Source organism: Corynebacterium singulare, assembly GCF_000833575.1.
Classification (GTDB): domain Bacteria; phylum Actinomycetota; class Actinomycetes; order Mycobacteriales; family Mycobacteriaceae; genus Corynebacterium; species Corynebacterium singulare.
The window spans coordinates 833,639-858,027 of sequence record NZ_CP010827.1 but is presented as its reverse complement, the minus strand read 5'-3'; the positions used below and the strand labels follow the sequence as shown (position 1 = coordinate 858,027).

The window sequence follows — 24,389 nt, the reverse complement described above, 5'->3', positions numbered from 1 at the left end:
ACTGGCATGCTGCGCGCTTCCGTTGCTGCTCTGCTGCGGCCTGCCGCTCATCGCGACTGTCGTTAGCACCGCCAGCGCCAGCGGCAGGGCCAACCATCCAAACAAGAAACCCGCTGGCCGTTCTGACCAGCGGGTTTCTTGACATTCGGTGGAGCCGCCGGGAATTGAACCCGGGTCCTTCGTCATCTTGCCAGGGCTTCTCCGTGCGCAGTCTGCACAGGATCTCTACTCGGCCCTCCGGCTCGGGCAAACACGCTCCGGATGATGGGCCCAGTTGCTCTTAAAGTCCCCAACCGGCCGAACAACAAACCGGTCAGGCAAGTTCCTTAGTCGATGCCAGGTTCTAGGTCAGGAACGAAACCTAGGCTGACAGACACGCGTCGCTGTAATTAGGCAGCGAGGGCGTAGTCACGCTGAGAGTTCTTCTCTGCGTTTATTGGTTGCTACGACGCTTAACGGTGGTCTCTAGCCTGCACCGGCACGCTTCCCCTGGCTCAATGTACGAAGTCGAAACCAAGTCGACCCCTCAGTAACACATTGCTGTGAAAGCTGCGCAGAACACGTTTTCACGCGCCTACGGTTCGTTCAACGCTACTGCACACACCCCTATTCCCGCAAGCCCCACCCCAGGCCACATGAGGCATAGCTTTCATAAGCACCCCCTTGTGATTAACGTCAATTTCAACGCTGTTAAGGTATGCGAGTCCAGTCCACCTACTTTGTTAAAGGCTGCAAAGTGAGCACACGTACCGAGACCTCCAGCTCCCCGGAATCCACTAAGCGCCCGACGAGCAATACCGAATGGGCTATCTCGCTCTTCGGCACCGCCGTCGGCGCTGGCATTCTGTTTCTTCCTATCAATGCCGGCAGCTTCGGCTTCTGGCCTCTGCTCGTGGCCACGATTTTGATTGGCCCGATGACCTACTTCTCCCACCGTGGACTCGCCCGCATGATTTGCGCATCACCGCGCCAGGGTGAAGACATCACGGCCGTGGTCACCGACTATTTCGGCAAAACCGCAGGCCTCATCATCTCCGTGGTGTATTTCTGCGCAATTTTCCCCATTGTGCTCATTTACGGCGTATCCATCACGAACACGGTCAACAGTTTCATCGTCAACCAGCTGGGTGGGCCTACGATTCCGCGTCCATTGCTGTCCTTCCTCCTCGTCGGTGTGATGACCGTGGTCTTTGCCTTCGGCCAACGCATCGTGCTCGCGGTGACGCAGTTCCTGGTCTATCCGCTGATCTTCTGCCTCGGCGCGCTGTCTATTTACCTCATTCCGCGGTGGGACATCGCCTCTTTCATGGAGGTGGGCAACAATGACTGGCGCATCGTCGGTTCGGTGGCCCTCATCATTCCGGTGCTGGTGTTCTCCTTTAACCACTCTCCCGCCATTTCCCAGTTCTCCCTGGCCATGGTCGCCGCACACGGTCGCGAGAAGAGCTCGGAGAACGCTTCCCGCGCACTAGCCCTGACGGCCATCCTGCTCACCGTGTTCACGATGTTCTTCGTGTGGTCCTGCACGCTGACGCTGGGCGCGGACGGCCTAGCGGAGGCTCGCGAGCAGAACCTGCCGGTGCTGTCTTACTTGGCAAACGTCACCGGCGTGCCGGTCCTGGCCTTCCTCTCCCCCATCGTTGCGATGGTGGCCATTGTGTCCTCCTACTTCGGACACGTGCTGGGCGCTACCGAGGGCGGCAACTTCCTGCTGCGCACCGTGGCACCGAGCGCGACGAAGAAGCTCTCAGAAAAGCAGCTCAATTCTGTCATGCACGGCATCATCTTTGTGTCCGCTTGGGTCGTCGCCATCATTGACCCCTCGATTCTCGGCCTCATTGAGGCTATCGGTGGACCGTTCATCGCGTCGATTCTCTACCTGCTGCCGATGTACGCCATCCACCGCATCGATGCTCTGAAGCAGTTCCGCACCCGTGCCAGCAACTACTTCGTCGTTGTCACTGGCCTCATCGCCGTGGGCGCAACCATCTGGGGCCTCTTTGCCTAGACCCGCGCTAGTTCTCCTCTAACCACGCCTTCAGCACGACGGCGTGGTTTATCTTTCGGTCCTTGGCTGCGAAGAGAAGGGTGAGGTCGCCGTCTGCTGCAAACTGGCGCAGCTTCTCCAATTCCTCATTCTCGTTCTCATCTAGCTCAGCGCGGTAACGCCGACCGAACTCCTCAAAACTGTCAGCGTCGTGGCCCCACCATTTCCGGAGCTCCGCGCTGGGAGCCACGTGCTTGAACCAGTGATCATAATCCAGGCGTTCTTTGGCCACGCCGCGGGGCCAGAGCTTATCGACGAGCACCGCTTCCCCACGCAGCTCCTCGTCACCGTGAACAACGTCATGAACCTTAGCCGTGTAAATCATGGTTCCCAGGCTAGACGCTCACTGGCTAGGCGTTGATGCCCTTGACGCGGCGCCCCAGTTCACGGGTGATATCACGGTCTTGGTCGCGGCGCTTAATCGCTTCGCGCTTGTCGTAATCCTGCTTACCCTTGGCTAGGCCGAGCTCACACTTGGCGCGGCCATTTTTCAGATAGACCTTGAGCGGGATCAGGGTCTTGTTGCCATCGCGCACCTGACCCATGAGCTTGTCAATCTCACGTCGGTGCAGCAGCAGCTTGCGCGTGCGCTTCGGCGAGTGATTCGTCCACGTGCCCTGGGAGTACTCCGGGATGTGGAGGTTGCGGATGTAGACCTCACCATCGTCGATAGTGGCGAACGAATCCGCAAGGGAAATCTTGCCTTCGCGCATCGACTTAATCTCGGTGCCCACGAGCACCATGCCGCATTCCACGGTATCGAGGATGGTGTAGTCGTGGCGGGCACGTCGGTTGGTGGCCAGGGTCGAATTGTTATCCGCCGCTGCCCCTTTTTTCTTCTTTGCCTTCTTCGCCATAGTTCGGACTATGTTACGCCACTGCCAGGCAAAAACCACATCTGGTTCCACCGCGGAGGGAGAAGGCTTTTGATAGTAGAGCCCCACCCTTCCACAGACCACGGTCGGGCTTAGGTACGAACGTAAGCGCGCATGGTCACCTGGGCAGTCAGCGCGGCGAAAAGCAGCGCTACGAGGCCAACGATGGGCAGTGCCGTCCACACATCGCCCGACGTCACCGGAGCCAGCAGCTGCTTCTGATAGAGGTCTTTCAGTGCGGGGTCGAGGACCACGTTCTTCCCCAAGAGAACGCCGGCGCCGCCGAGGATAACACCGCCAATCGCGCCTAGAACGGCTTCCATGATGAACGGCGCATGGGTAATCCAGCGTGAGGCGCCCACCATACGCATAATCGCGGTTTCACGCTGACGCTGGAAGGCAGCAATCTGCACCATGTTGGCGATGAGCATGATGGCGGCCAACGCCACCACCGCAGCCAGAATGAAGGTGGCGTTACGGATGGCATCGAGGTTGCCGGCAGCGCTGCGCACATCCTCCTGCTGGTCGATGATTTCGCTTACGGCGGGGTCCTCCGCGATGGCGTCGATAGGCGCGGTGTCCGTTGGATCCTTCAGGCGCACGTGGAAGGCGGCCGGCAGCGCATCCGGCGAGGTCTCCTTCACCATGACCGGATCGGTTTCCTTAAACAGCTCTACGAAGCGGTCATAGGATTCCTTTTGGCTGCGGTAGTCAACGGATTCGATATCGTCATCCGCCTCCAGCTTCTTCCTCAATCCGGAACACGCCGCGTCCGTGCATTCAGGGTCGTGTGCGGAGATGTCCTCGTTGAGCTGCACCATAACCTCTACCTGCTCGAGGTAGATGTCTTTAGTGTCATTCGTCATCTGCGTGACAAGAACACCAGCCACCACCAGAGCAACGGAAATAGCCGTGGTGATCACCATGGCGATGGTCATCGTGATGTTGCGGCCCAAGCCTTTAACGGCCTCGCGAAAAACAAAACCCAAGTTCATTTAGAGCGCCTCCCCGTACATTGCGTTCTTCTCATCGCGCACGAGCGTTCCATTGTGCAGCTCGAGGACTCGCTGGCGCGCATCGTTGACCGCGCGCGCATTGTGCGTCGACATCACCACGGTGGTGCCGCGGCGGTTGATCTTCGTCAGCAGGGCCATGATTTCCGCGGCGGTGGCGGGATCGAGGTTGCCCGTGGGTTCGTCGGCAAGCAGCAGCTTAGGACGGTTGACAAAGGCACGTGCAATGGCCACGCGCTGCTGTTCGCCGCCGGAGAGTTCATGAGGCATGCGGTGCTGCTTAGCCCCCAGGCCCACCATGTCGAGGACCTCGGGAACTTGCTTGGCAATACGAGATTTCTTCTTGCCAATGACCTGCAACGCGAAAGCCACGTTGTCGTAGACATTGAGTTTGGGAAGAAGGCGGAAATCCTGAAAGACGTAACCGATGGACTGGCGCAGCTGGTTGATCTGACCGCCCTTGAGCGCGTTGACGTGGAAGTCCCCGAAATGGATATCCCCGGAGCTCACGTTGGTTTCACGCACCATGAGCTGCAGAAAGGTGGACTTTCCGGAGCCAGAGGGGCCAATAAGGAAGACGAATTCGCCATCGTCTATCTCGAAGGACACGTTGTCCAGCGCGGGCCTAGTCGACGTCGCATAGACCTTGGACACATTCTCAAAAGTGATCACTCAAGCAACATTAGCAACAAACGTCACTTAAGCCTAGGCCTCATTCTCCGCCATACGCCAGCGAATACCAGCCTCCAAGAAGCCGTCAATGTCGCCATCGAGCACCTTGGATGGGTCACCGACCTCGTAATTCGTCCGAAGATCCTTGACCATCTGGTACGGATGCAGAACATAAGAGCGCATCTGGTTGCCCCATGACGCATTGCCGCCCGCGCCCAGCGCATCGAGCTCCGCGCGCTCTTCCTGACGCTTGCGCTCCAGCAACTTTGCCTGCAGCACGCGCATCGCCGAGGCCTTGTTTTGAATCTGGGACTTCTCGTTCTGACAGGTCACCACGATGCCCGTCGGGATATGTGTGAGGCGAACTGCCGAGTCAGTCGTGTTCACCGACTGACCGCCCGGGCCCGAGGAACGGTAAACATCCACGCGCACCTCGGAGTCTGGGACCTCGATGGAGTCCGTCTGCTCCACCACTGGCAGTACCTCTACCTCTGCGAAGGAGGTCTGGCGGCGGCCCTGGTTATCAAAGGGTGAGATGCGTACGAGGCGGTGCGCACCCTGCTCGACGGAGAGTTGGCCGTACATGTATTCGCCATGCACAACAAAGGTGGCGGACTTGATACCTGCTTCCTCGGCATAGGAAATGTCATAGACATCCACCTTGTGCCCGTTCTTTTCAGCCCAACGGGTGTACATGCGCATGAGCATCTCCGCCCAGTCCGCGGCATCCACACCTCCGGCGCCGGAGCGGATGTTGATAACTGCCTCGCGCTCGTCATATTCGCCCGAGAGCATCGTGGTAACTTCCAGCGACTCGATGGCCGCACCGAGCTCCTCAAGCTCAGCCTCCACCAGCTCCTGGGAGGCCTCGTCGCCCTCTTCTTCCGCTAGCTCAGACATGACGGGCAGGTCCTCGATCCTTCCACGCAGGGAGGAGAGCTTGCGCAGCTTCGCTTGCTCCGCTGAGAGCGAAGAGGTCACCTGTTGCGCGTGGTCGGGGTCGTCCCACAGCGACGGGTCCCCCGCTTGGGCCTCAAGCTCGCGCACGCGCTCGGACACCGCTTCCGGGTCCATCACCTTTTCAATGGAGGTCAAGGTGGCGCTGAGTTCCTCAAGTCGTGCTGTTTGTTCCGGACGCATAGCCCCCTACTCTACTTATTCTTGCCCTCTGATTAGCCATCGGCCGCATTTAGCGCGACAATAGGCGGCATGAGTGACCAGCCAAGCCTCACCGAGATGATCGATGCCATCATCAAGACCTTCATCGTTGCCCATGCGGACGATACTGATGCCCACCTTGCCCAGGCGCTCGTCTACAACGCCGGCCGCCTAGCCTGGCGCCTGCGCGAACAGGGTGTGGACGTATCCCAGAAAACAGACCGTGCGGATGTCGTCACTGACGCCGACTTTGCCGCCGAGCGCTTCGTCGCGGGCGTCCTCGAAGCTCTGCGCGGAGAGGACGGCATCGTCGGCGAGGAGGGCGCCAACCGCGAGTCGAAGTCCGGCCGCACCTGGGTCATCGATCCGGTCGACGGCACCTTCAACTTCGCCTCCGGCTTCGATTACTGGTGCTCGGCACTGGCGCTTACCGATTCCTCCGGGGTCATCCTCGGCGCCGTCCACCGCCCCGCCATGGGCTACACGTGGTTCGGCGGCCGCGACCACGCCACGACCCTGGACGTCAAGGAGGTGACGCCGCTTGTCGACACCCCCGCGGAAGACCTCTGCCTCTCCACGTACCTCCACCCTTCAAGCATCACCGACCCGAAAATTTCCGCAGCCTGGGACAAGGTGGCCCCGCACTTTGCCACCGTGCGCATGTTGGGTGCTGGCTCCGTCGACCTGTCCTCTGTGGCTGACGGCACGTGGGGAGCATGGATGCAGCACTCCGTTAAAGACTGGGATTGGTTCCCCGGTCAGGCGCTTGTGCTTGCTGCTGGCGGCGCGGCGCGCAAGGTTACTGCCGGCGGTGTGGAATGGTGTATCGCGGGTAATAAACAGGTAGTCGATCAGATGGAGGAATGGCTCCGTGGGTAAGTACAAAGAGGACCTCGGCCTGGCCCTAGAGATGGCAGGCCACGCGGATGCTGTCACCATGCACCGCTTTGAAGCCACAGACCTTTCGGTCAAGGACAAGCCGGACATGACCCCAGTCTCAGATGCAGATCTGGCCTGCGAAAAGGCCATTCGTGAGGCATTGAAGCGCTCCCGCCCGCGCGATGAGGTCTTGGGCGAAGAATTTGGTGGCGAAGCCTGCTACGAGGGCCGCCAGTGGGTCATCGACCCCATCGACGGCACCAAGAACTTCGTTCGCGGCGTGCCTGTGTGGGCCACCCTGATCGCATTGCTTGAAGATGGCGAACCAGTCGTCTCCGTCATCTCTGCCCCCGCTCTTCGTCGCCGCTGGTACGCGGCCAAGGGCACTGGCGCCTTCCGTGTCTTCGGCGGTGAGCCCAAGCGCCTGCGCGTCTCCGAGGTCGCTGATCTGGAGAATGCGTCCCTAGCCATGAGCTCGCTGGCCGGCTGGGGCCTATCCCGCGACGCCTTCGTCTCTCTCACCGACAAGGTCTGGCGCCTGCGCGGCTACGGTGACTTCTGGAACTACTGCCTAGTTGCCGAGGGCGCTGTCGACATTACTGCCGAGCCCGAGGTCTCTCTCTGGGACCTGGCTGCCCCGGCCCTTCTGGTGACTGAGGCCGGCGGCCGCTTCACCAACGTTCGCGGCGAGGACGGCCCCCACGGCGGCTCCGCGCTTGCCTCCAACGGCAAGCTTCACGACGCCGCCCTCACCGCCCTCTCCTAGCCCGCGCGGCGCCCCAGCGTCGCACCCCAGCGAACCGCGCCGCGTAGGTCACTTCGATCAAATAAGGCCCCAGATCTTTAACGATCCGGGGCCTTAAATGTTAGAAACGTACTTCTAGTTCTCCGGAAGCGTGAATCCAGAACCCACACCCTCGCGCCGGTTCAGATCCGCCACAATAGCATCGGTGTTCGCTACAACCGTCGGGTTGTGCAGCGCACCCTGCCACGGGGTGCGGCACGACGGCAGGCCCGGGAACAAACCGCGGGAAATCGAGCCGACGATGCGTCCGTCACGGAAGACTGGAGCGCCGGAATCACCGACCATGGCGCAGACCTGATTGACGGAGATCTGCTTACCGTGCTGGAAGGTCATACCGCAGGTGGTGCCGGTGGCTACGCCGCGCTTACAGGTGATATCCCCCGGCTTCGTCGTGCCACCGACGCCGTAGGCAGTCACGCCGTTGTAGCTGCGGGTGACTTCAGCATCCGAACCGAACTCAATGAGCGAGTAATCCAGGTAGGTGTTCTTGCTCACCAGCGTGCCGGTGGGGCCGACCTGCCAGGAATCCGCCGAAGACACCGGGTCACCAACGTTGCCGCAGTGACCAGCAGTGATGCCAACCTTACGGCCTTCAGCATCGGTTCCCGCCGCAGTCAGCGTGCACATGGTGTCTTCGCTGATGTAGAGCGGAGTTCCAGGTCCGTAGAGGGACTTACCGTTCGTCATCGCGGTGTTGGATTCCTCCGGAATCTGCGGAGCATCGTAGAAAGAACCAGGCACTCGGTGCAGGACATAGTCCGCCTGCGGCTTGCCAGCCGCAATCTTGGAGAACGAGTCATTTTTCCACACGTAGTTCGGGTCAGTGCCCTTTGGCACGAAGTCTGGCTGCGTGGCCTCCTGCAGGAGACCAATCGGCTCCGGATTGGTCAGCGGTTCCCCCGTAATGGCATCGACACCAGCGTAATCCTCCCCCGTCGGGAGGGCTGGCAGTTGTGCCTGGTCCGCAACCTGGCGAGCCACAGGGGAATTTACCGCAGACGCAATCGCGTTGGAGGCGTCCTGTGCCGCTGCCGCAGCGGCGCCGTTGACGGCGGTATCGAGGACGTCGGTAAGCGCAGCGTCTACTGGCTTGGTCTCAATGCCCACGGAATTCAAGTCCGCACGCACCTGGTCCACGACGCCCGCCGAGTCAAGCTCCGGGATGGTGGGGAGTTCCTGGGCGCCGGCCACCGGGTTACCCAGGAAAAACGCACCTGCGAAAGCCGAGCCCACAAGGACTTTCTTAAGGTGCGGGATTTTTCGCATTACGCAATTCCTCTTTCACTTCTTCTCGTATTGGTCTATAAGACTTACCCATGATGCCACGCGAGTATGGTCCCGCGTTTCTAACGTGTGGGACTGTGTCCAACCCGTTACATTACTGACAGCTTTCGGGTGCCCCCTCTTTTCTTTCACCACAGTTCCCTACCCCCGCCCAGACCTACAATGGAGGTATGTCTGAGAACCCCACCTCGCCATCATCTACTGCAGACATTTCAGAAATTGTCGCCATTGTCCTGCGTGATACCCACGGCCGCGTTCTTGTCATTCGCGCTACGTCTACCCCAGAATTCGTCCTGCCTTTCGGCTCCATTGACACCACCATCGATCCCGCCCGCGCGGCCCAGCTCATCGCCCATGAGGCAGTGCGTGCTGTGATTGATATGTCGAAATTGCGTCGCCTCGCCACCTACGTATCGTCGGCTGCCAACGGTGCACCAGAGACCATCCACGCGCACGTCTATGTCTACGAAGAAGAAATCTCCGTCGCGCATCCCGACAAGGAGATTGCTGAGCTCGCGTGGGTCGATCCCGCCGCTCCGGATGTCGAAATCGCCCCGTTACTCAAGGAGAGGGTATTCCCCGCCCTGTAGGAACTCTAAGTCCATAACGTCTAGACTCCCCACCATGATTACGCAGCGACTACTCCCCGTTCTCGCCGCCGATTCCCTTGCCCTTGCACTGGCCGGCTGCATCACCGACGACAGCACTGATGGCACGCTTTCTGCTGTCTCCCCCACCACTCAAGCTGGGTGGAGCGATCCGTCAGCCAGTTGTCTGCGCCCTCCGGGATGCCCACGACCGGCGCGATGGCCGACAGTGTGTCGTAGCGCTCTCGATCGCCCGAGGAACGAACATCAAGGATGAGGAGAAGGTCCGGCTGCACGCCGAGCGAGAGCGCCAGCTCGGCGTCGCCCCAGCCCAGGGCCACGACGCGCCGCGGGGCCTCGTCAATGGTGACGTCGCCGAACTTGGTGGAGATGGTGGCCGGGAATGCCGCGTTGTCCGAGTTGGAGGCGGAGGCCGCGCTCGAGGAGCAGGCGGCCAGGCCGAGGGCGAGCACAGCGACGACGCCGAACACGCGCACGGAGGCAGGACAAGAGTTCACGAGAGGTACTTGTATAGAAAGGAAACGATGTGCCGCGTAGCTGGGCCTTGCCCATCTCCCATGCGCGAATTACCGGCAGGCTAGGACTGCTACACAGGAACGATATCCTCCAGCAGCGGCACCCGCTCGTCCAAGGCGTAGTTGGTGGACTCTGCTGTCGCGAGCGAGAAGGCCTGCGAAAGCTCCTTCGGCATGACGATGGCGCGCCCCTCGCGGACCGCGGGCAGGCCCATCCACGCCGGGTCCGTCTCCACCGTGGAGATGTCCGTGGACACGGCCTGCGCAATGACGACATCCGAGTCCGCGTTGGACAGGGTCTCCCCCGAGAGCGGGACCGAGATATTCTTCGCGGACGCCGACTGCGACTTCACCCAGGGGTTGAGCGAGAAGCCGAGCTCGATGAGCTGATCTGCGCGGTTGGTGCCGTCGTTGTAGGCACCCCACGTCGTGGCCGTGCGGCCGAGAACGGCGAAGGTCGTGCCCGACCACTCCGGATGATCCGCGGCGATGCCCGAGATGCGCTCCTGCAACTGCTCGATCTGCTCCTGCGCCTCCGCAGGCTTGCCCAAAGCGGCGCCGATCATGGTGAGCTGCTCGTCGCGCGACGTCTTATACTTGTCGCCGCCCACCGAGACGCCGATGACCGGCGCGATGGCGGAGAGCATGTCGTAACGCTCCTGGTCACCGGACGAGCGCACGTCGAGGATGAGGTCGGGCTCGAGCGCCGCCACCGCCTCGTAATTCACGTCGGTCGTGCCGAGGATCTCCGGCGACTGCGTGTAGCCGTGTTCTACACAGGGGCCTACGCCGTCGCCACCGAAGGAGAGCCAGTCGGCCGCGGCGATGGGCTCGACGCCCAGCTATAACGCCACCTCCGCATCACCCCACCCCAGGGCCACCACGCGCCGCGGGGCCTCCTCGACGGTGACGTCACCGAACTTGGTGGCCACTGTGACCGGATAGGCCGCGGCGTCGCCGTCAGCCGATGCCTACTGCGCCAACGATGCCGACGATGCCGCCACCGAGTTGTCGGCCACACCGGAATCGGGGTCCGACGAGCATGCGGCCGCACCCCAGCCGACAAGGGCGAGCGACAGGAATACCGCGGCCGAGCGACGAGTGCGGGAATTCCGCAGAGGCATAAAAGACCTGTCGAATTGAGAAAAGATAGCCTAACCAACATTAGGTGAACCTATCTCAAGCCGACGAACCTCCAGCAAGGAAAGACAATTCACGTATATCGGCGAAATAAGGCTAACCTTACCTACATGACATCGACGACTCTGCCGACACCGGCCGCGGGCACCCCGCGCGCCGCGGGCCACAGCAGACGACTCCTCGGCCTAGCCCTCCTCGTGGCCGCACTCGTCGCCCTCGTCTTCGCCAGCCTGGCACTGGGCGCCAAGGCGACCTCCATCTCAGAGCTCACCCAGGCCTGGCCCACCGCCTGGGAGATCCTGCGCGGGCGCACCGACACCGCCCAGGCCGCCGGCACCGTGGGCAGCAGCGTCGCCGAGATCGCCGGAATCCTTGCCACCATGCGCATCCCGCGCACCGTGCTCGCCATCGTCGTCGGAGCTGCGCTCGGACTAGCCGGCACACTCGTGCAAGGTCTGACCCGCAACCCGCTCGCGGACCCTGGCCTACTCGGCGTCAATGCGGGCGCCGCACTCTTCGTCGCGGCTGGCATCTTCCTCTTCGGGCTGACGTCCATGCAGTCACACCTTTTCCTCGCCTTCCTCGGCGCGGGCCTGGCGGCGCTGCTCGTCTTCGGGCTCTCCGCCGGCGGCATCGGTCGCGGCGACACCCTGGGCCTCGTCCTCGCGGGTTCCGCCCTGTCCGCCGTCCTCGTGGCGGCCACGTCGGCCATCGTCTACATCGATCCCAACGCGCTCGACACCCTCCGCTTCTGGCAAGCGGGGTCCGTCACCGGACGCGGCTTCGACATCATCACCCCTGCGCTCGTGCCGCTCGCCATCGGCGCGGTACTAGCGCTGGCGCTGGGCCCGACGCTCAACATCCTCAATCTGGGCGCGGAGGCCGCGCAGGCGCTGGGCACCAACGTTGCCCGCGCCAATATCCTGGGCTTCGTGGCCATCACCCTGCTGGCCGGCGCGGCCACGGCAGCCGCGGGCCCCATCGGCTTCATCGGTCTCGTGGTGCCCCACGTCGCCCGCGGCATCACCGGCCCGGACTACAAGTGGGTGACCCCCTACTCCGCGCTGGCGGGTGCCTGCCTGTTGCTCGGCGCCGACATCGTGGGCCGCCTCATCATGCGCCCCGGCGAGCTCCAGGCGGGCATCGTCATCGCGCTGCTCGGCGGGCCGGCGTTTATCTGGCTCGTCCGGCACCGAACGGTGGTGAGCCTGTAATGAAGTACCTCAGCCTCGGAAAGTTCAGCTTCCTCTACCACCCGCGCACGCAAGCCTGGACCGCGGCCATCGTGGTCGCGAGCGCGCTCGTGTGGGTCATCAGCCTCGGCATCGGCGAATTCCCCCTTAACCCCGCCGAGGTCATCGGCGTTCTGGCGGGCGGCGGAAACAAGCTCGAGCGCACCGTCGTCATCGACTGGCGCCTGGCCCGCTCGCTCGTGGGTCTAGCCGTCGGCGCCGCGCTGGGGCTCTCCGGCGCCATCACGCAGCGCATCGCCCGCAACGGCCTGGCCAGCCCGGACATCCTGGGCATCAACCAGGGCGCCACCGTGGCGGCCGTGGCCATCATGGTCTTCGGAGGATCTGCCGGGGCCGGCGGGGCGTTCGCCGCCTACGTCGGCATCCCGCTCGCCGCCATGGCCGGCGGTCTCGCCACCGGCGCGGCCATCTGGATGCTGTCCCGGCGCGGCGGGGTGGATATGTTCCGCCTCGTCCTCGTGGGCATCGGCGGCAACGCGTTCCTCCACGCCCTGGTCACGTACATGTTGGCCGCCACAGATCTCAACACCGCGGCCGCGGCCAAGGTGTGGATGGTCGGCTCGCTCAACGGCTGCACCTTCGAGCACCTATGGCCCACCCTGGGCATGCTCGTGGTGTGTGGCCTAGTACTAGCCCGCATCGCCATCGATCTGCCCGCGCTGGAGCTCGGCGAGGATTCCGCCCAAGCCCTCGGCACCCCCTTGAAGAAGATCAACGCGGCACTGCTCATCGTCTCAGTTCTACTGGCCGCGGTGACCGTCTCCGCCGTGGGCCCGGTGGGCTTCGTGGCCTTCGTCTCCCCGCAGATCGCCGCGCGTCTGGCGCGGGTCGGGGCGCCGTCCCTGGGGGCATCGGCGGCCATGGGCGCGCTCATCGTGTGCGTGTCCGACCTCATCGCCCGCTGTGCCTTCGGCTGGGAGATCCCGGTGGGCATCATCACCTCGGTCATCGGCGGACCTTTCCTCATCTGGCTGCTCTGGCAGCAAACTCGAACACGAAAGTAGACGACCATGCAACGACGTAACTTCCTCAAGATCACCGCCGGCCTCGGCGTCGCCGCCTTCGCTGCGGCCTGCTCCAAACAGGAGACTGCGCCGAGAGAGCAGGCGGCCACCTCCGCGGCATCGTCCAGTGCCGCCGAGCAGCACCAGCGCGTGATCGCGCTCAACACCGGCCAGCTGGACAACCTCCTCATGCTGCGCATTCTCCCGGTGGGCGCGGCCAAGGCCAAGAACCTAGGCGTCGTCCCGGACTACATCCGCAACCGCTTCGGCTCCGACTTCGATCTGGACTCCATCGCGGACTGCGGCCTACGCGCCAACCCGGATCTGGAGACCATCGCCTCCCTGAAGCCCACCCTCATCTGCGCTAACTCGCGTACGGACGAGGCCATCCTGGAGCAGCTCAAGGCCATCGCGCCCGTCGTCACCGGTAAGGGCGGCGGCGAGAACTGGAAGCAGGACCTCCTCACCATCGCCGAGGCCGTGGGCAAGGAGGACTCCGCCGAGACCCTCCTGGCCGAGTACGAGTCCAACGCCAAAGCCTGGGGCGAGGGCCTATCCTCCAAGCCCACCGTCTCCTTCCTGCGTTCCAAGGACGACCAGTTCCAGCTCTACGGGGTCAACTCCATGGCGGGCTCCGTGGCCGCCGATGCCGGCCTGCCCCGCCCCGCCAACCAAAAGCAGATTGAGAAGGCTGGCCAGGACATCTCCGCCGAGCAGCTCTCCGAGGCCGACGCCGACTGGATCTTCTACGGCGTCAACGCCGGCGCCGCCGACCCCTCGCAGGCCGCCGCGTGGCACTCTCTCAAGGCAGTGCAGGCCAACCAGGCCGTGTCCGTGGACTACGAGTCCTGGTACATGAACGCGTCCCTGCTCTCGGCCACCATCATCCTCCAGGGTCTGAAGGACAACATCAAGTAATGAACGCTCGACTTTCCGCGTACTCCGTCTCCGTCGGTTATGGCGATACCGTCATCAGCCGCGACGTCACACTCGACATCCCCGACGGCCAGGTCACCACGCTCATCGGCGCCAACGGCTGCGGCAAGTCGACCCTCCTGCGCGGCCTGTCCCACTTGCTCCCACTGTCGGCGGGCTCCGTCACCCTCGACGGGAAGAAGCTGGGTGACTACTCCTCCCGAGAGCTAGCCACGCGCTTGTCGATGCTCCCCCAGTCCCCCATCACCCCTGCCGGCGTCACCGTCGCAGACCTCGTGGCCCGCGGCAGGCACCCGCACCAGTCCTGGCTGCAGCAGTGGTCCGCCTCCCACTCCGCCGCCGTGGACGAGGCCATGGCGCTCACCAACGTCTTTCAGCTGCGCGACCGCCCCGTGGACTCCCTGTCCGGCGGCCAGCGCCAGCGCGTGTGGATAGCCATGGTCCTGGCTCAGGACACCGACATCGTCTTCCTCGACGAGCCCACCACCTACCTGGACCTGGCGCACTCCATCGACGTCCTCGAGCTCGTCTCCACGCTCAATAAGGAACAGGGCAAGACCATCGTCATGGTGCTCCACGATCTCAACCTAGCCGCCCGCTACTCGGACAACCTCGTCCTCATGAAGGACGGCTCCGTCACGGCCCTGGGCTCGCCCGAGTCCACCATCACGCCGCAGGCCCTGCGCGACGTCTTCGGCCTGGACTCCCGCGTCATCGAGGACCCCGTCACCGGCGGGCCGCTCATCGTGCCGGAGCGCCCATAGGCCCCGTCGTTCCCTGCGTTTTTCGATCATGGGAAAGGCGGCGGGAGTTCATCATGTTCACACTTTCAGTCACAGGACGGCTACTGCACACTGTGTGACACATTCTGCGAATCGTTGCTCATTGCTAGCAAAGACTTAACAGACTCGTGACCAGTAATCTCTAGTCCCCGTCGTGCTGTGAAACTACCCTGTGGGTGTGAAGAATCTGCGCGCACTCCTGTCCCTCAGCCTGCTGCTGCCACTCGCCGCGTGTTCCGCCGGTGAGGAGGACTCTGCGGCACCGTCGGCAGTCACGACCACCGTCGTTCACTCGGCCGACGCACCTGCGGGTGACGATGCCGCCGACGGCACTGTCGGTGCTGGCGGTACTGGCGGTGCTGACGCCGCCGATACCGCCACGGCCGACGACGTTGCTTCCGGGGCCGCTCCCGGCGCGTCCGGCACCGCACCAGCCCCAGCATCCTCCACTATCCCGCCCTTGCCCGAGGGCGCCTGCGCCACCTCCCAGCTCTCCGCCGAGATCACCAACGAGCAGGGAGCCGCTGGCTCCCGACTCGTCGACATCGTGCTGACCAATACCTCTGGCGAGGAGTGCACCCTCACGGGCTTCCCCGGCGTCTCCGCCGTCACCAGCAACGACGGCACTCAACTAGGCCCCGCCGCGCTGCGTGAGACCGGCACCGAAGCTGCCACCGTGACGCTGGCGCCAGGGGCCCAGGCCCGCGCGGGGCTCAAGATCACCAACGTGGGATTGCTCGACGCGGCGGCCTGCCAACCGCAGGACGCCGATGGCCTGCGGATCTATCCGCCCGAAAACACCGACAGCCTCTATGTCGCAGTGCCGGGCCTGCAGGCCTGCGCGGGCGAGGTCGACATCTTGTCTGTCCAGCCCATCACTCAGCTCTCCCCGTAAATCATTTCGATCTCCTAACAATTTCCAGCCGGTGATAGGACTCGGCTTCGCGCTTCGTTAGTCTCGGCCACGAGTTCGCCCCTCGGACGAAGGACATACACCATGACCACTCTCCCTGTCCTCCTGCCCCAACGCACCGCGCGTGCCGCAGTAGCGGCGGCATCAGCAGCCGCGCTCGTTGCGTCCTGCTCCCTCCCCGACACTCGGCGCGAGGCAGCCCCGTCGGAATCCGCAGTGGCACCTGACTTGAGCGCGGCGACCGAGTCTGCCTCCAACCCACCAGCGACCTCGAGCACTTCCTCACGCGCGACTCGCAGCAGCACCAGCCCAGCTACGTCGAGCAGGGCGGCATCGACACGCAACTGGCCCGTATCCTTGGCCGAAGAAAGCTGCGACCCGAACGCCGGAGTCGCCGACTCCGGAGTCGGCGAATTCGTTGACAAAGGCGAAGCACCAACGGCCATCGTTCATTTCCTGTTGACGGAGGAGCCTGAACGCGGAGCACCTCTCAAAGACTTCAAGGTCACCCAAGATTCTTTCGATGCGTGCGAGCCCCTGAGCTACATCATTGCCTCCGGCAACTACGAGGGCGAACAAGTGGTCTTCTCCATCGTTTTCAACTGGGGCCACCCGCTCAATGACAGCAATGGGTACTTCTCCGGCGACGGCATCGACTTCACCATTGGCAGCGACTCCGTAAGTTTCACTACGGGCGATACTCCCGCACATGAGGCAGGCAAGCCAGTGAGCGTGACATTTACCGCGATGGACTTCGGAGCACTCAAGACCGAGCTCAACGCAGAAGACAAACACCACATCGGAATCGACCTCACCCATCTGAACGACGCCGTCGATCCGGCCGACCTCGACGAGTTCTACGAATTCGACACCAATAGCGGCCCCGTCCGCTGCCGCTTCTCCATCAGCGAAAGTGAATGCGACTTCCTCGACGGTGAGTTTTCCCCCGCGGAAGCCATGAACGGACCAAGCAACTACTTCCTCAAAACCCATGGCGAAACGGAAGTCGACCTCGCCACCTTCAGAGACGACTCCAAAGACTTCCTGTCCGACAAGAAATTTGAAAAGGTCGGCGACGGCACTTACGAGGCCGGCACCTTGGGTCACCCCATCCAGGCGGAGCTCAAAGACGGCACTCTGACCCTCTACTTCCCCGACGGCGCCTACGTCTTCGAGGACGGCGTCCTCGACTTCTTCAACGAGGATGACCTGGAGGCGGGTACCATGCGCTCGGCGGCAACGTCCTCTGCCCGCGCGGATTAGCCCTCGATGTCGCGCAAGTAACGGGCCGACACCCCGCCCGCAATAGTGCGCAGCGCGACGTCCTTGGTCACCACCGTGCCCGCGGCCACGACCGCATGCTCCCCTTTGTGGATGCCACCTTGATCCTGGAAACGCGCGCCCGAGTTGATGACAACGTTTTCCCGATGTGCGTGTTGCTGCCAAACAGGCTGGATACCTAGCGCGAGCAAGATATCGCTGTCTCCTAGGCCAACTGCGGCGATGCGCTCGTTCCCATTGCCCTCAATATTTGACGCCGAGGAATCCTCGCCTCGGGAGCAACCGGAAAGGACGAGAGTGGATGCTGCTAAGACAGCGGCCGTCTTCATTGCCGCGCGACGGGTCAGCGAATTGTTTCGAAACATGTAGAAGCCTAACGTGTAGGGAGCTCATTGGGGTGCGGTGAAGGCCATCGGACGCACGGGTGTTGATCGATCCTCGAGCGCGCGTCAATCACGTCTACCGCGTCTACCCCACATGGGGCAGCCTAGCTAGATAAAGGATAGGCTAAGTTAATTACTTTGGGGGGTGTGTGACTGCCGATATGGAGGCAGCTCAGCCGCTAGGGGCCAGCCGACAGGCGCTCCCAGCCGAAGGGGTGGGACCCCAGCCGATAGGAAGGCTCCCAGCGGAAAGGGGGATCCCGGCCGACAGGGGGCACTTTAGAAACGGTTTAGCAAACCACCGAACGTCCGCCGCTCCTCCACACGCTTCGCCCGACCACAGGCAGTTACCTACCTCCCCTCCCCACCTCGAACAGCTGGGCACTCCACCCCACCGCCTGCTTCGAACGCACTACCGCCCCCACGGCAGCCAGGTGCTTCGCAATCACACGGGCCGTGGGCAGCTGCGATCCATACAGAACGAGGCGTGATAAATCTTCCTGGTAGTCATGATCCTCGGCCCCGCTTTCCTGCAACACTGGGGTCACCAGGAACAGCTGCGCCCCAGAACGTAGTACGGCAGCTACCAGCTGCTGCAGCTCTATAGCTGGCCAACGTCGCCACGGATCAACCAGCACCACAGCATCTACCTGCTCGCACAAAGTAGCCACTGTGCCAGCCCAATCCGCCCGGCGCGCATCCCCACCGCTACGCCCAACCGTTGGAGCGTGCAGTGCACTATATCGAGCACGATCCCGGCGGCGTGGAGCAATATCGCGCAGCATAACCTCCTCTGCGCTGGCCCCAGGCTCCGTCATCGCTGCAGTTGTTGCGCCTACTGAAATCCTTGCGTCATCCTCTGCCTCCGAAAACGACCCCAACACCACGGCGTTGGCCTGCGGTATCTTACGTAGAATCTCATCCGCATACACCGCCGCGGCCGGACCTCCCACCGCACATCGAAGCGAGCCAGCATCCTGTCGCGCTAGTAGCTTGCTGCTCAGAATCTCCGCTGCGGCCGGGGCCGACCACTGAGCGCTGGAGGCCGCCTGTTCGTGTTCCTCCACGGCCAGTTGTGGCTGGGTTTGCACAATGTAGTCCCAGCGGTGCTCGCCGGTATCAGCCGGATTCTGCAGTGCCTGCCCTAGCTGGCCAAGTGCTGCGGTCTTGGCGGCTGCCGGCCCGGTAATCCAATCCCTTACTGGAGAATCCGGGTTTGCCAACTCGCTGCCCAGCGCAGTGAGGCCGATTCGAACCGCCCGTTGGTCCGCCACATCCTCCGCTGAGCTATCCAGTGCTACATCCGCCGACAACGTCACTAACCCCACTGCCTCCAGGTAACGCGCAATCCGGAGAGCCAGCTCCTGCTGCAGGCCAGTTGCTTCGGCCAGTTGATCCACTCGATCCGCGCCCTCATCAATCAGGCCAAAAATCCCCAACCCTACGGCTTGGCGCACCAGAATCGCCGACCCCATTTCGGTGAGTTCATGCAGCTCAACCAGCGCATTACGGTGGCTCGTCACAGCCCCTGTCTCCGCCCCCTCACTGTCGCCCTGCGACAGAGTGCCCGTAACCTGCCCCGCACTCTCAGCCTGCGTAGCCGTCGCCCCTGCTTCCGATTGCACCGGTGCCATTGCGCGCCAGTACCCCGTAATCTCCACGATTTCCCGCGGAATCCCCAGAGCTCGAACCCAGCGTCGGATCACCTTCAATCGCCCGGCCTCTCCCGCAGCCCATACATAGGGCATCGCAGCGGGCTCGGCCGCCCACTCTGGGTGTTCTCCGTACAACTCGGTAGCTTTCGCCACGAAGTCCCCGCCCTCGTCTCGCACCTGCCAGTGAATGTCCACCTGTGCTTCGAACTCCAGTCGCTGGACATGTGCCCGCGTGGCTACCTCAATAATCGCCACTGCCCTATACCCGGCGGGCAAAGACTCTATACAGCGAGCAATCGCCGGCAGCGCCGTCTCGTCGCCCACCATCAGTAGCCACGGAGTGTGGGTGGGCAGCGCTGCGCAAGACTTCGGCCCTGCGATATACAGGGGATCTCCCGGTCGAGCTCGTGCGGACCAGTCCTCGGCCAAGCCTTGGCCATGCCGCGCGAAGTCTACGACGAGACGGCCCTGGGAGGCGTCGAATGAACGGACGGTATATGTCCGAAACAGATCTTTAACTTCCTCTTGCCATAGCACCGTCGCGTCCTCCCGTGTGATGGGGTGAGGGCGCTCCCCGGTGGCCGGGTCTGGGAAGATGATGCGGATATCGTCGTCGAAACCATCGCTGACTAGCGGTGGTGCGTCTACGCCGAACGCACTATGGGCGCGTAGTTGTTCGCCCGTCAGAGTAATGCGACGCATCCCTGGTGTGATGTCCTCGATGTCATCGACCTGCAGTTCGCGGATCGTAATGGGGTAGATTTCCCTGTCTCGGCTATTCCTCGCCATGGTCATTCCTTTCTCGTTTCTGGGTTGGCGGTGTGCGGTGAGTCGGTGTGCGTAGGGTCGGTATGCGGGTTGTTTCAGTGGATTGGGTCGGTGTGTAGCGGGTCAGTGCGGTGGATCGGCATGCGGTGGGTCGGCATGCGCACGGTCGGTGCATCTCGCCTCGGGTGCTGGCCGGTCAGCCGAACTCTTGTCCAGCACCGCGGTGCCCACTGCTGGAAAACGTTCTTCCAGCCATCGGCTTTCACCAGCTGCGCGTGCGTAAGTTCAAGTTCGCTCACCCGCACCGAATACGCCCCCGGACGGCGCCTCCACGCAGCAGCCGGATCCCACTGCGTAGAAGACAAGCAGAGTTCCTTGCGGGTCGGAGGGCGACAGCGGGGAGGCGAGTGAGCGAACAAGAAAGGGCATAAGAAAACACCCCACGCTGCCACACCGGGCGACACACTCGCGAGGGGTGCTGGAGAAAAAGAGACTAAGAGATCTTTTTCAAGGTAGGCTTGACCTGCTCCAATACCCATGCACGGGACAGGGAGGTCGGCGTGTTCAGGCCGGCAACCACAGCCTCGTTACCCGCCAGGGTGGCGCCGGACTTGACCTGCGGCAGGTCTGAGTAGCCCGGGATCTTCTCCACCTCCGCGATGTCACCGGTGCGGTTATAGATCACCATGAAGTCCGCAGCCAGGGCGGAGACGTTTTCTGGCGACAGAGTCACGCGCCCCTGCTTTACCTCAATAGAGCCGTCGGTCAGAGGCTCCGGGAACTTCATACCCAGGTCGTAGATGAAGGAGGCTCCTGGATCCTTCGGGTCGGCCACAGCTCCAAAGGATCCCTGAGCGAACTGGGAGACCACACCGGTCTTACCCTCGATATTCGGCAGCTCGGACTTCGCATCGGAGAAGACCTTCTCATCCTGGTCGATGACTTCTTGAGCTTTATCTTCCTTGTTAAAGATCTTGCCGAGCTCCTTCAGCTGCAACTTCCAGCCGATCCCTTCACCCTCGGTGCCAATACCACCCAGAGTGGGCGCGATCTCGGAGAGCTGTGTGTAGTTATCCTCGGAGATCGTCCAGTAGTCCCCGACGATGAAATCCGGAGCAGCGGCAGCGATCTCTTCCTTCGGCAGAGTCCTGAAATCGGTCTGCTTGATAATCTCCACTCCATCCAACTTGCCGTCGCGCCACGGGGCATTCATGTCCTTAGCAGACACCACCACGGCGGAGGGCTTGATGCCCATAGCCAGCAGGTTGTCGATGGCTGGACCAATGGCAACGACGCGCTCGGGGTTTACGGGGTATGTGTCTTCCCCCCTGGCGTGCTTGATGTTGACTTCGGAGGCATTATCGCCGGAATTCGCTGCGGAGTTTGCGCCTGAGGAAGTATTTTCCGCCTTGTCATCTGCATCGGAGCTGCAGGCTCCCAACGCCAGGGTGGTGGAGAGCACGGCGATGCTGAGCGCACGGACAACGTTTGAGTTCTTCATTCTGAATGGGTTTCCATTTCACTAAACAAACAAGCTTAGGTAAGGCTACCATCACCAAGGGTAGGCTAACAAGGGTAATCAAGACTTTTTTAACTTAATCCGGATCGGGGAGGGCACGACGATCCAGCTTCCCATTACTGCTCAGCGGCAATGCCTGCAGAGCCACTACACGGCGCGGTTAGCGGACATCACCTTCACCAATACGTCCTCCCAGCCCTGCACCTTGCACGGCTTCCCCGGTGTTTCCGCCGTCACCAACGACGACGGCACCCAGCTTGGCGCCGCCGCCGTGCGCGAAACCGGCAAGGAAGCAACAACCGTCACGCTTCAGCCCGGCCAGTCGGCCCGCGCGGGCCTCAAGATGACCAACGTTGGCGTCCTCGACCCCGCTTCCTGCCAGCCCCAGACAGCCGACGGCTTGCGCGTCTACCCACCAGGCGAAACCGCCAGCGCTTTCATCCGCGTCGAAGGCCTCGAAGGCTGCGCGGGCGATGCGAATTACCTCTCAATCCAGCCCGTCGCCGCCGCCTAAAGCCCACCCCCGGGGGGATTCGGAGATAGACCTTTCAACGTAACTGGCCGCAAATCATGAAACTCATGTCCCTCAGGTAACAAGTCTTAAAGTTGATCCCCCAAGCTATTGCACAGCAATCACACAGGGGGCATTATAAATCTGCCACATACTGGCGATTTCTCTTCTCTCAAGGAGCTCTCATGATTCATCTCTACAGGCTTGAGCAAACCCTGCCGCAGATTATTGGTGCCATTATCACCATCATCGCCATCATCGCCGGTGCCGTTAACGGTGCTGGCAGCTCGAATCCTAACCCCGGCAACGCGCCCCAGTCAGCCCCGCGACCATCAGTGACAAGCGAAAACCTTGTTCAGCCAGGCTCGAGTCAGTACCTGCTGAATATGGACTACGTCAACAGCATTTCGGTCAATGGTCAAACCATCACCGACACCATGGTCCGTACCCGCACCACATCAGACATTGAAGCCTACGTCGGACGAGGCGATCTGGATGGCAAGTACAACACCCTAACCTTTAGCCTTGCTTGGGATGAGAACATCAAGCGCAGGGAGGGCAACGACTCCGCCGTCGTGAAGGTCTTCCTCGGCAACAATCGTGCAGAGTACGCGAAGACTTACGTTGTTAGGCCCGGTCAGGTAGTAAACTCTGGCCCCATCAACATCAGCGGGCTGGATAAGGTAGTTGTTCAGGTAGAGCCTATTCACGGTCCCGGCCTTGCCATCTTTAACGCACGCCTCCACCGCTAATTACTAAATTTCCCAATGACCCAGAACGTGTAAGTTCTGGGTCTTCTCTTTTGTCTCGGCAGCCAAATCATTGACGACAGCCTACAATCGCGGCCATGGAATCGAAGACGCTGACGTCACTGGTATTTGGAAATGTTGTGCTGGAATCGCAGATGACGAAGACGATTATCGTCGTCTACGCCGACGACATGCGGTCGTGGTACTTCCGGCCAAGCCCGTATACGGAACTCAAGGTGCCCCTCGATGAGCTGCGGGGGCAGTTAAGCAGGGAACGCGCCGAACTTATCTCTGAGCGCATCTTTAACGATGTCAAGATAGAGCTCGAGGAAAGCTACCCCGGAGGTGTCGACCGCGCGCAGAGGCAGCTTTGTGGCTGGCTCCTGCGCGAGGAACCAGCCGCTTAGACCAACATCAGGCCGGTGCAGGTGCTGATTTGGGCTCGATGCGGCCCGTTGGGCCGTATGCTAGTCGGCGATGTGCCCACTCGAACGGGCCAGGTTTGCCCCAAGCCTCAAGCAAAGCGGCAAGAAGCAGCGTGAGAACAAAGACCAGTAGACCGATTCCAAGCTTGCCACTCACCGAAGCATCCGCCCCTAGCCCAAAGCCAGCTGGGGTAACCAGAATGATGAAGAAGACCGACTGCGCAATGTAGCCCGACATCGAGCGCTTGCCCAGCGCCACGAAAGCATAGGCCCACCCGGGAACACGGTTGTTGAGTTTCTCCGTGAGCAGTGCCAATATCGCCAGAATGCCAGGACCAGTAAGAAAGCCAAACGCTTGGTTCAGCATGAAGAACACCGGTTCCAATTCGGTTGACACAACGCCAGCGGCCGCAAGCCCCCACGGAAGACCAACAAAGACAATGACCATACCTGCAATAACAACCCAGGTGACCAAGGTTCGGCGGTGCGCAGAAACGTTTGCAAGCACGCCCTCCCGCGCCCAGATATATCCGATGAGTAAAACGCCTACCAGCCCCACAAATGTGATGGGGATCTGCCCCAAGGCAGCAATCTCACCGCGCAGGTTGCGGGCAAAGTAGTCGCCGAAGGTAAAAAGGTCAGCGGTCATCGGCCGCGAACTGGGCAGAGGATTGAAGTAGCCAAAATAGGCTCCCACTGCACCCGAACCAGCGAAAACCGCATATCCGCCAAAGAACCAGTAGGCAATGCGCCGCAGAGTGCGCGTCGAGAGCGTAAAGCACCACGCCAGAGCGATGCCCATGAGGCCATAGACCAGCATGATGTCACCGTCGAAAAGCACAAAGCCATGCGCCAAACCAAAGACCGCCAGCAATCCGTAGCGGCGGATGAGCACGCGCCGTGATTCTTTAGTGGTGTAGCCCTTGCGCTGCAGGCTGGCCTCAATTAATCCAATGCCGAACCCCAACAGCATGCAGAACATCGGCAGGCCGCGCACACGCACAAACATGCCGGTAAACACTGCGGCCACGATGTCGGGGGTGTTATCGGGACGCACACCGCCCACGGTGGAGCTGGGCCCCAAGGACCACTCGTTCACAACCCAGCTCTGCACGGCGTTCGCCATGGCAATCCCCAACAGCGCCGTGCCGCGCGCTAAGTCGGGAACGATGAGGCGTTGTCGTTTCTCCTGCATACACCCTATTTTACTATTC

The 24,389-nt window shown here is 61.9% G+C and carries 27 protein-coding genes and 1 other RNA gene; 13 read left to right on the top strand and 15 right to left on the bottom strand.

Annotated features, from left to right (window positions below):
• Positions 1–146: 146 nt before the first annotated feature.
• Positions 147–526, bottom strand: a transfer-messenger RNA (tmRNA) gene (gene ssrA / locus CSING_RS13240).
• A gap of 210 nt (positions 527–736) precedes the next feature.
• On the opposite strand from ssrA, the gene CSING_RS04005 reads away from it, so the two are divergent.
• A complete protein-coding gene (locus CSING_RS04005) occupies positions 737–2,008 on the top strand; it encodes an SLC5/6 family protein (protein ID WP_084226159.1) in 1,272 nt (423 codons plus the stop codon).
• A gap of 7 nt (positions 2,009–2,015) precedes the next feature.
• Here the strand turns inward: CSING_RS04005 and CSING_RS04000 are convergent, their stop codons facing one another.
• From CSING_RS04000 to prfB, 5 genes are all read right to left on the bottom strand, one after another.
• The gene (locus CSING_RS04000) at positions 2,016–2,372 is read right to left on the bottom strand and encodes a DUF488 domain-containing protein (protein WP_042529926.1); all 357 of its coding nucleotides are present in this window, start codon (positions 2,370–2,372) and stop codon (positions 2,016–2,018) included.
• Positions 2,373–2,397: 25 nt separating this feature from the next.
• Entirely contained in the window at positions 2,398–2,904 is a 507-nt protein-coding gene (gene smpB, locus CSING_RS03995; protein ID WP_042529925.1) for an SsrA-binding protein SmpB, read from the bottom strand.
• 110 nt (positions 2,905–3,014) lie between these two features.
• Entirely contained in the window at positions 3,015–3,917 is a 903-nt protein-coding gene (gene ftsX, locus CSING_RS03990) for a permease-like cell division protein FtsX (protein WP_042529923.1), read from the bottom strand.
• The gene (gene ftsE / locus CSING_RS03985) at positions 3,918–4,607 is read right to left on the bottom strand and encodes a cell division ATP-binding protein FtsE (protein WP_042529921.1); all 690 of its coding nucleotides are present in this window, start codon (positions 4,605–4,607) and stop codon (positions 3,918–3,920) included.
• Positions 4,608–4,640: 33 nt separating this feature from the next.
• Entirely contained in the window at positions 4,641–5,747 is a 1,107-nt protein-coding gene (gene prfB / locus CSING_RS03980) for a peptide chain release factor 2 (protein WP_042529919.1), read from the bottom strand.
• Between the two features lie 69 nt (positions 5,748–5,816).
• Between prfB and CSING_RS03975 the strand changes: the two genes are divergently transcribed.
• Positions 5,817–6,644, top strand: coding sequence for an inositol monophosphatase family protein (locus tag CSING_RS03975; RefSeq protein WP_042529917.1), 828 nt, complete (start codon positions 5,817–5,819; stop codon positions 6,642–6,644).
• Positions 6,637–7,410 (top strand): histidinol-phosphatase, encoded by a 774-nt coding sequence (gene hisN / locus CSING_RS03970; RefSeq protein WP_042529915.1) that lies wholly within the window; start codon positions 6,637–6,639, stop codon positions 7,408–7,410. The genes CSING_RS03975 and hisN overlap by 8 nt, the downstream gene beginning before the upstream one ends.
• A gap of 114 nt (positions 7,411–7,524) precedes the next feature.
• On the opposite strand, the gene CSING_RS03965 is transcribed toward hisN, so the two are convergent.
• Entirely contained in the window at positions 7,525–8,715 is a 1,191-nt protein-coding gene (locus CSING_RS03965; RefSeq protein ID WP_042529913.1) for a S1 family peptidase, read from the bottom strand.
• A 188-nt stretch (positions 8,716–8,903) separates the two neighbouring features.
• Here CSING_RS03965 and CSING_RS03960 point away from each other — a divergent pair, with 188 nt between their 5' ends.
• Complete coding sequence (locus tag CSING_RS03960; protein WP_042529912.1) at positions 8,904–9,323, top strand: NUDIX domain-containing protein; 420 nt, start codon at positions 8,904–8,906, stop codon at positions 9,321–9,323.
• Between the two features lie 101 nt (positions 9,324–9,424).
• On the opposite strand, the gene CSING_RS03955 is transcribed toward CSING_RS03960, so the two are convergent.
• The 3 genes from CSING_RS03955 to CSING_RS14020 form a co-directional block, all read right to left on the bottom strand.
• Positions 9,425–9,838, bottom strand: coding sequence for an ABC transporter substrate-binding protein (locus tag CSING_RS03955; RefSeq protein WP_042529910.1), 414 nt, complete (start codon positions 9,836–9,838; stop codon positions 9,425–9,427).
• Between the two features lie 89 nt (positions 9,839–9,927).
• The gene (locus CSING_RS03950; protein WP_236684032.1) at positions 9,928–10,584 is read right to left on the bottom strand and encodes an ABC transporter substrate-binding protein; all 657 of its coding nucleotides are present in this window, start codon (positions 10,582–10,584) and stop codon (positions 9,928–9,930) included.
• A 243-nt stretch (positions 10,585–10,827) separates the two neighbouring features.
• A complete protein-coding gene (locus CSING_RS14020; RefSeq protein WP_236684031.1) occupies positions 10,828–10,980 on the bottom strand; it encodes a hypothetical protein in 153 nt (50 codons plus the stop codon).
• Between the two features lie 126 nt (positions 10,981–11,106).
• Here CSING_RS14020 and CSING_RS03945 point away from each other — a divergent pair, with 126 nt between their 5' ends.
• The 6 genes from CSING_RS03945 to CSING_RS03920 all read left to right on the top strand — a co-directional run bounded on the left by CSING_RS03945 (position 11,107) and on the right by CSING_RS03920 (position 17,147).
• Positions 11,107–12,210, top strand: coding sequence for a FecCD family ABC transporter permease (locus tag CSING_RS03945; RefSeq protein ID WP_042529908.1), 1,104 nt, complete (start codon positions 11,107–11,109; stop codon positions 12,208–12,210).
• Entirely contained in the window at positions 12,210–13,253 is a 1,044-nt protein-coding gene (locus tag CSING_RS03940; protein ID WP_042529906.1) for a FecCD family ABC transporter permease, read from the top strand. The genes CSING_RS03945 and CSING_RS03940 overlap by 1 nt, the downstream gene beginning before the upstream one ends.
• A 6-nt stretch (positions 13,254–13,259) precedes the next feature.
• Positions 13,260–14,171 (top strand): ABC transporter substrate-binding protein, encoded by a 912-nt coding sequence (locus tag CSING_RS03935; RefSeq protein ID WP_042529904.1) that lies wholly within the window; start codon positions 13,260–13,262, stop codon positions 14,169–14,171.
• Positions 14,171–14,953: an ABC transporter ATP-binding protein gene (locus tag CSING_RS03930; RefSeq protein ID WP_042529903.1), complete on the top strand. Its 783-nt coding sequence runs from the start codon at positions 14,171–14,173 to the stop codon at positions 14,951–14,953. The genes CSING_RS03935 and CSING_RS03930 overlap by 1 nt, the downstream gene beginning before the upstream one ends.
• 196 nt (positions 14,954–15,149) lie before the next feature.
• Complete coding sequence (locus CSING_RS03925; protein WP_236684030.1) at positions 15,150–15,866, top strand: DUF4232 domain-containing protein; 717 nt, start codon at positions 15,150–15,152, stop codon at positions 15,864–15,866.
• Between the two features lie 102 nt (positions 15,867–15,968).
• On the top strand, positions 15,969–17,147 hold the full coding sequence (locus CSING_RS03920) for a hypothetical protein (RefSeq protein ID WP_042529900.1): 1,179 nt from the start codon (positions 15,969–15,971) through the stop codon (positions 17,145–17,147).
• Here CSING_RS03920 and CSING_RS03915 read toward each other — a convergent pair.
• The 4 genes from CSING_RS03915 to CSING_RS03905 form a co-directional block, all read right to left on the bottom strand.
• Positions 17,144–17,530: a hypothetical protein gene (locus CSING_RS03915; RefSeq protein WP_042529898.1), complete on the bottom strand. Its 387-nt coding sequence runs from the start codon at positions 17,528–17,530 to the stop codon at positions 17,144–17,146. The genes CSING_RS03920 and CSING_RS03915 overlap by 4 nt on opposite strands.
• 365 nt (positions 17,531–17,895) lie before the next feature.
• The gene (locus tag CSING_RS03910; protein WP_042529896.1) at positions 17,896–19,992 is read right to left on the bottom strand and encodes a siderophore-interacting protein; all 2,097 of its coding nucleotides are present in this window, start codon (positions 19,990–19,992) and stop codon (positions 17,896–17,898) included.
• 74 nt (positions 19,993–20,066) lie between these two features.
• Entirely contained in the window at positions 20,067–20,336 is a 270-nt protein-coding gene (locus CSING_RS13565; RefSeq protein WP_144403110.1) for a hypothetical protein, read from the bottom strand.
• Positions 20,337–20,464: 128 nt separating this feature from the next.
• Positions 20,465–21,472, bottom strand: a complete 1,008-nt coding sequence (locus CSING_RS03905) for an ABC transporter substrate-binding protein (RefSeq protein WP_042529893.1) — start codon at positions 21,470–21,472, stop codon at positions 20,465–20,467.
• A gap of 223 nt (positions 21,473–21,695) precedes the next feature.
• On the opposite strand from CSING_RS03905, the gene CSING_RS03900 reads away from it, so the two are divergent.
• The 3 genes from CSING_RS03900 to CSING_RS03890 all read left to right on the top strand — a co-directional run bounded on the left by CSING_RS03900 (position 21,696) and on the right by CSING_RS03890 (position 23,157).
• On the top strand, positions 21,696–22,004 hold the full coding sequence (locus CSING_RS03900; protein WP_052471377.1) for a DUF4232 domain-containing protein: 309 nt from the start codon (positions 21,696–21,698) through the stop codon (positions 22,002–22,004).
• 182 nt (positions 22,005–22,186) lie between these two features.
• Positions 22,187–22,753: a hypothetical protein gene (locus tag CSING_RS03895; protein WP_042529891.1), complete on the top strand. Its 567-nt coding sequence runs from the start codon at positions 22,187–22,189 to the stop codon at positions 22,751–22,753.
• Positions 22,754–22,848: 95 nt separating this feature from the next.
• Positions 22,849–23,157 (top strand): hypothetical protein, encoded by a 309-nt coding sequence (locus CSING_RS03890; RefSeq protein WP_042529889.1) that lies wholly within the window; start codon positions 22,849–22,851, stop codon positions 23,155–23,157.
• A 7-nt stretch (positions 23,158–23,164) separates the two neighbouring features.
• Here the strand turns inward: CSING_RS03890 and CSING_RS03885 are convergent, their stop codons facing one another.
• The gene (locus CSING_RS03885) at positions 23,165–24,370 is read right to left on the bottom strand and encodes a DUF418 domain-containing protein (protein WP_042529887.1); all 1,206 of its coding nucleotides are present in this window, start codon (positions 24,368–24,370) and stop codon (positions 23,165–23,167) included.
• Between the last annotated feature and the right edge of the window lie 19 nt (positions 24,371–24,389).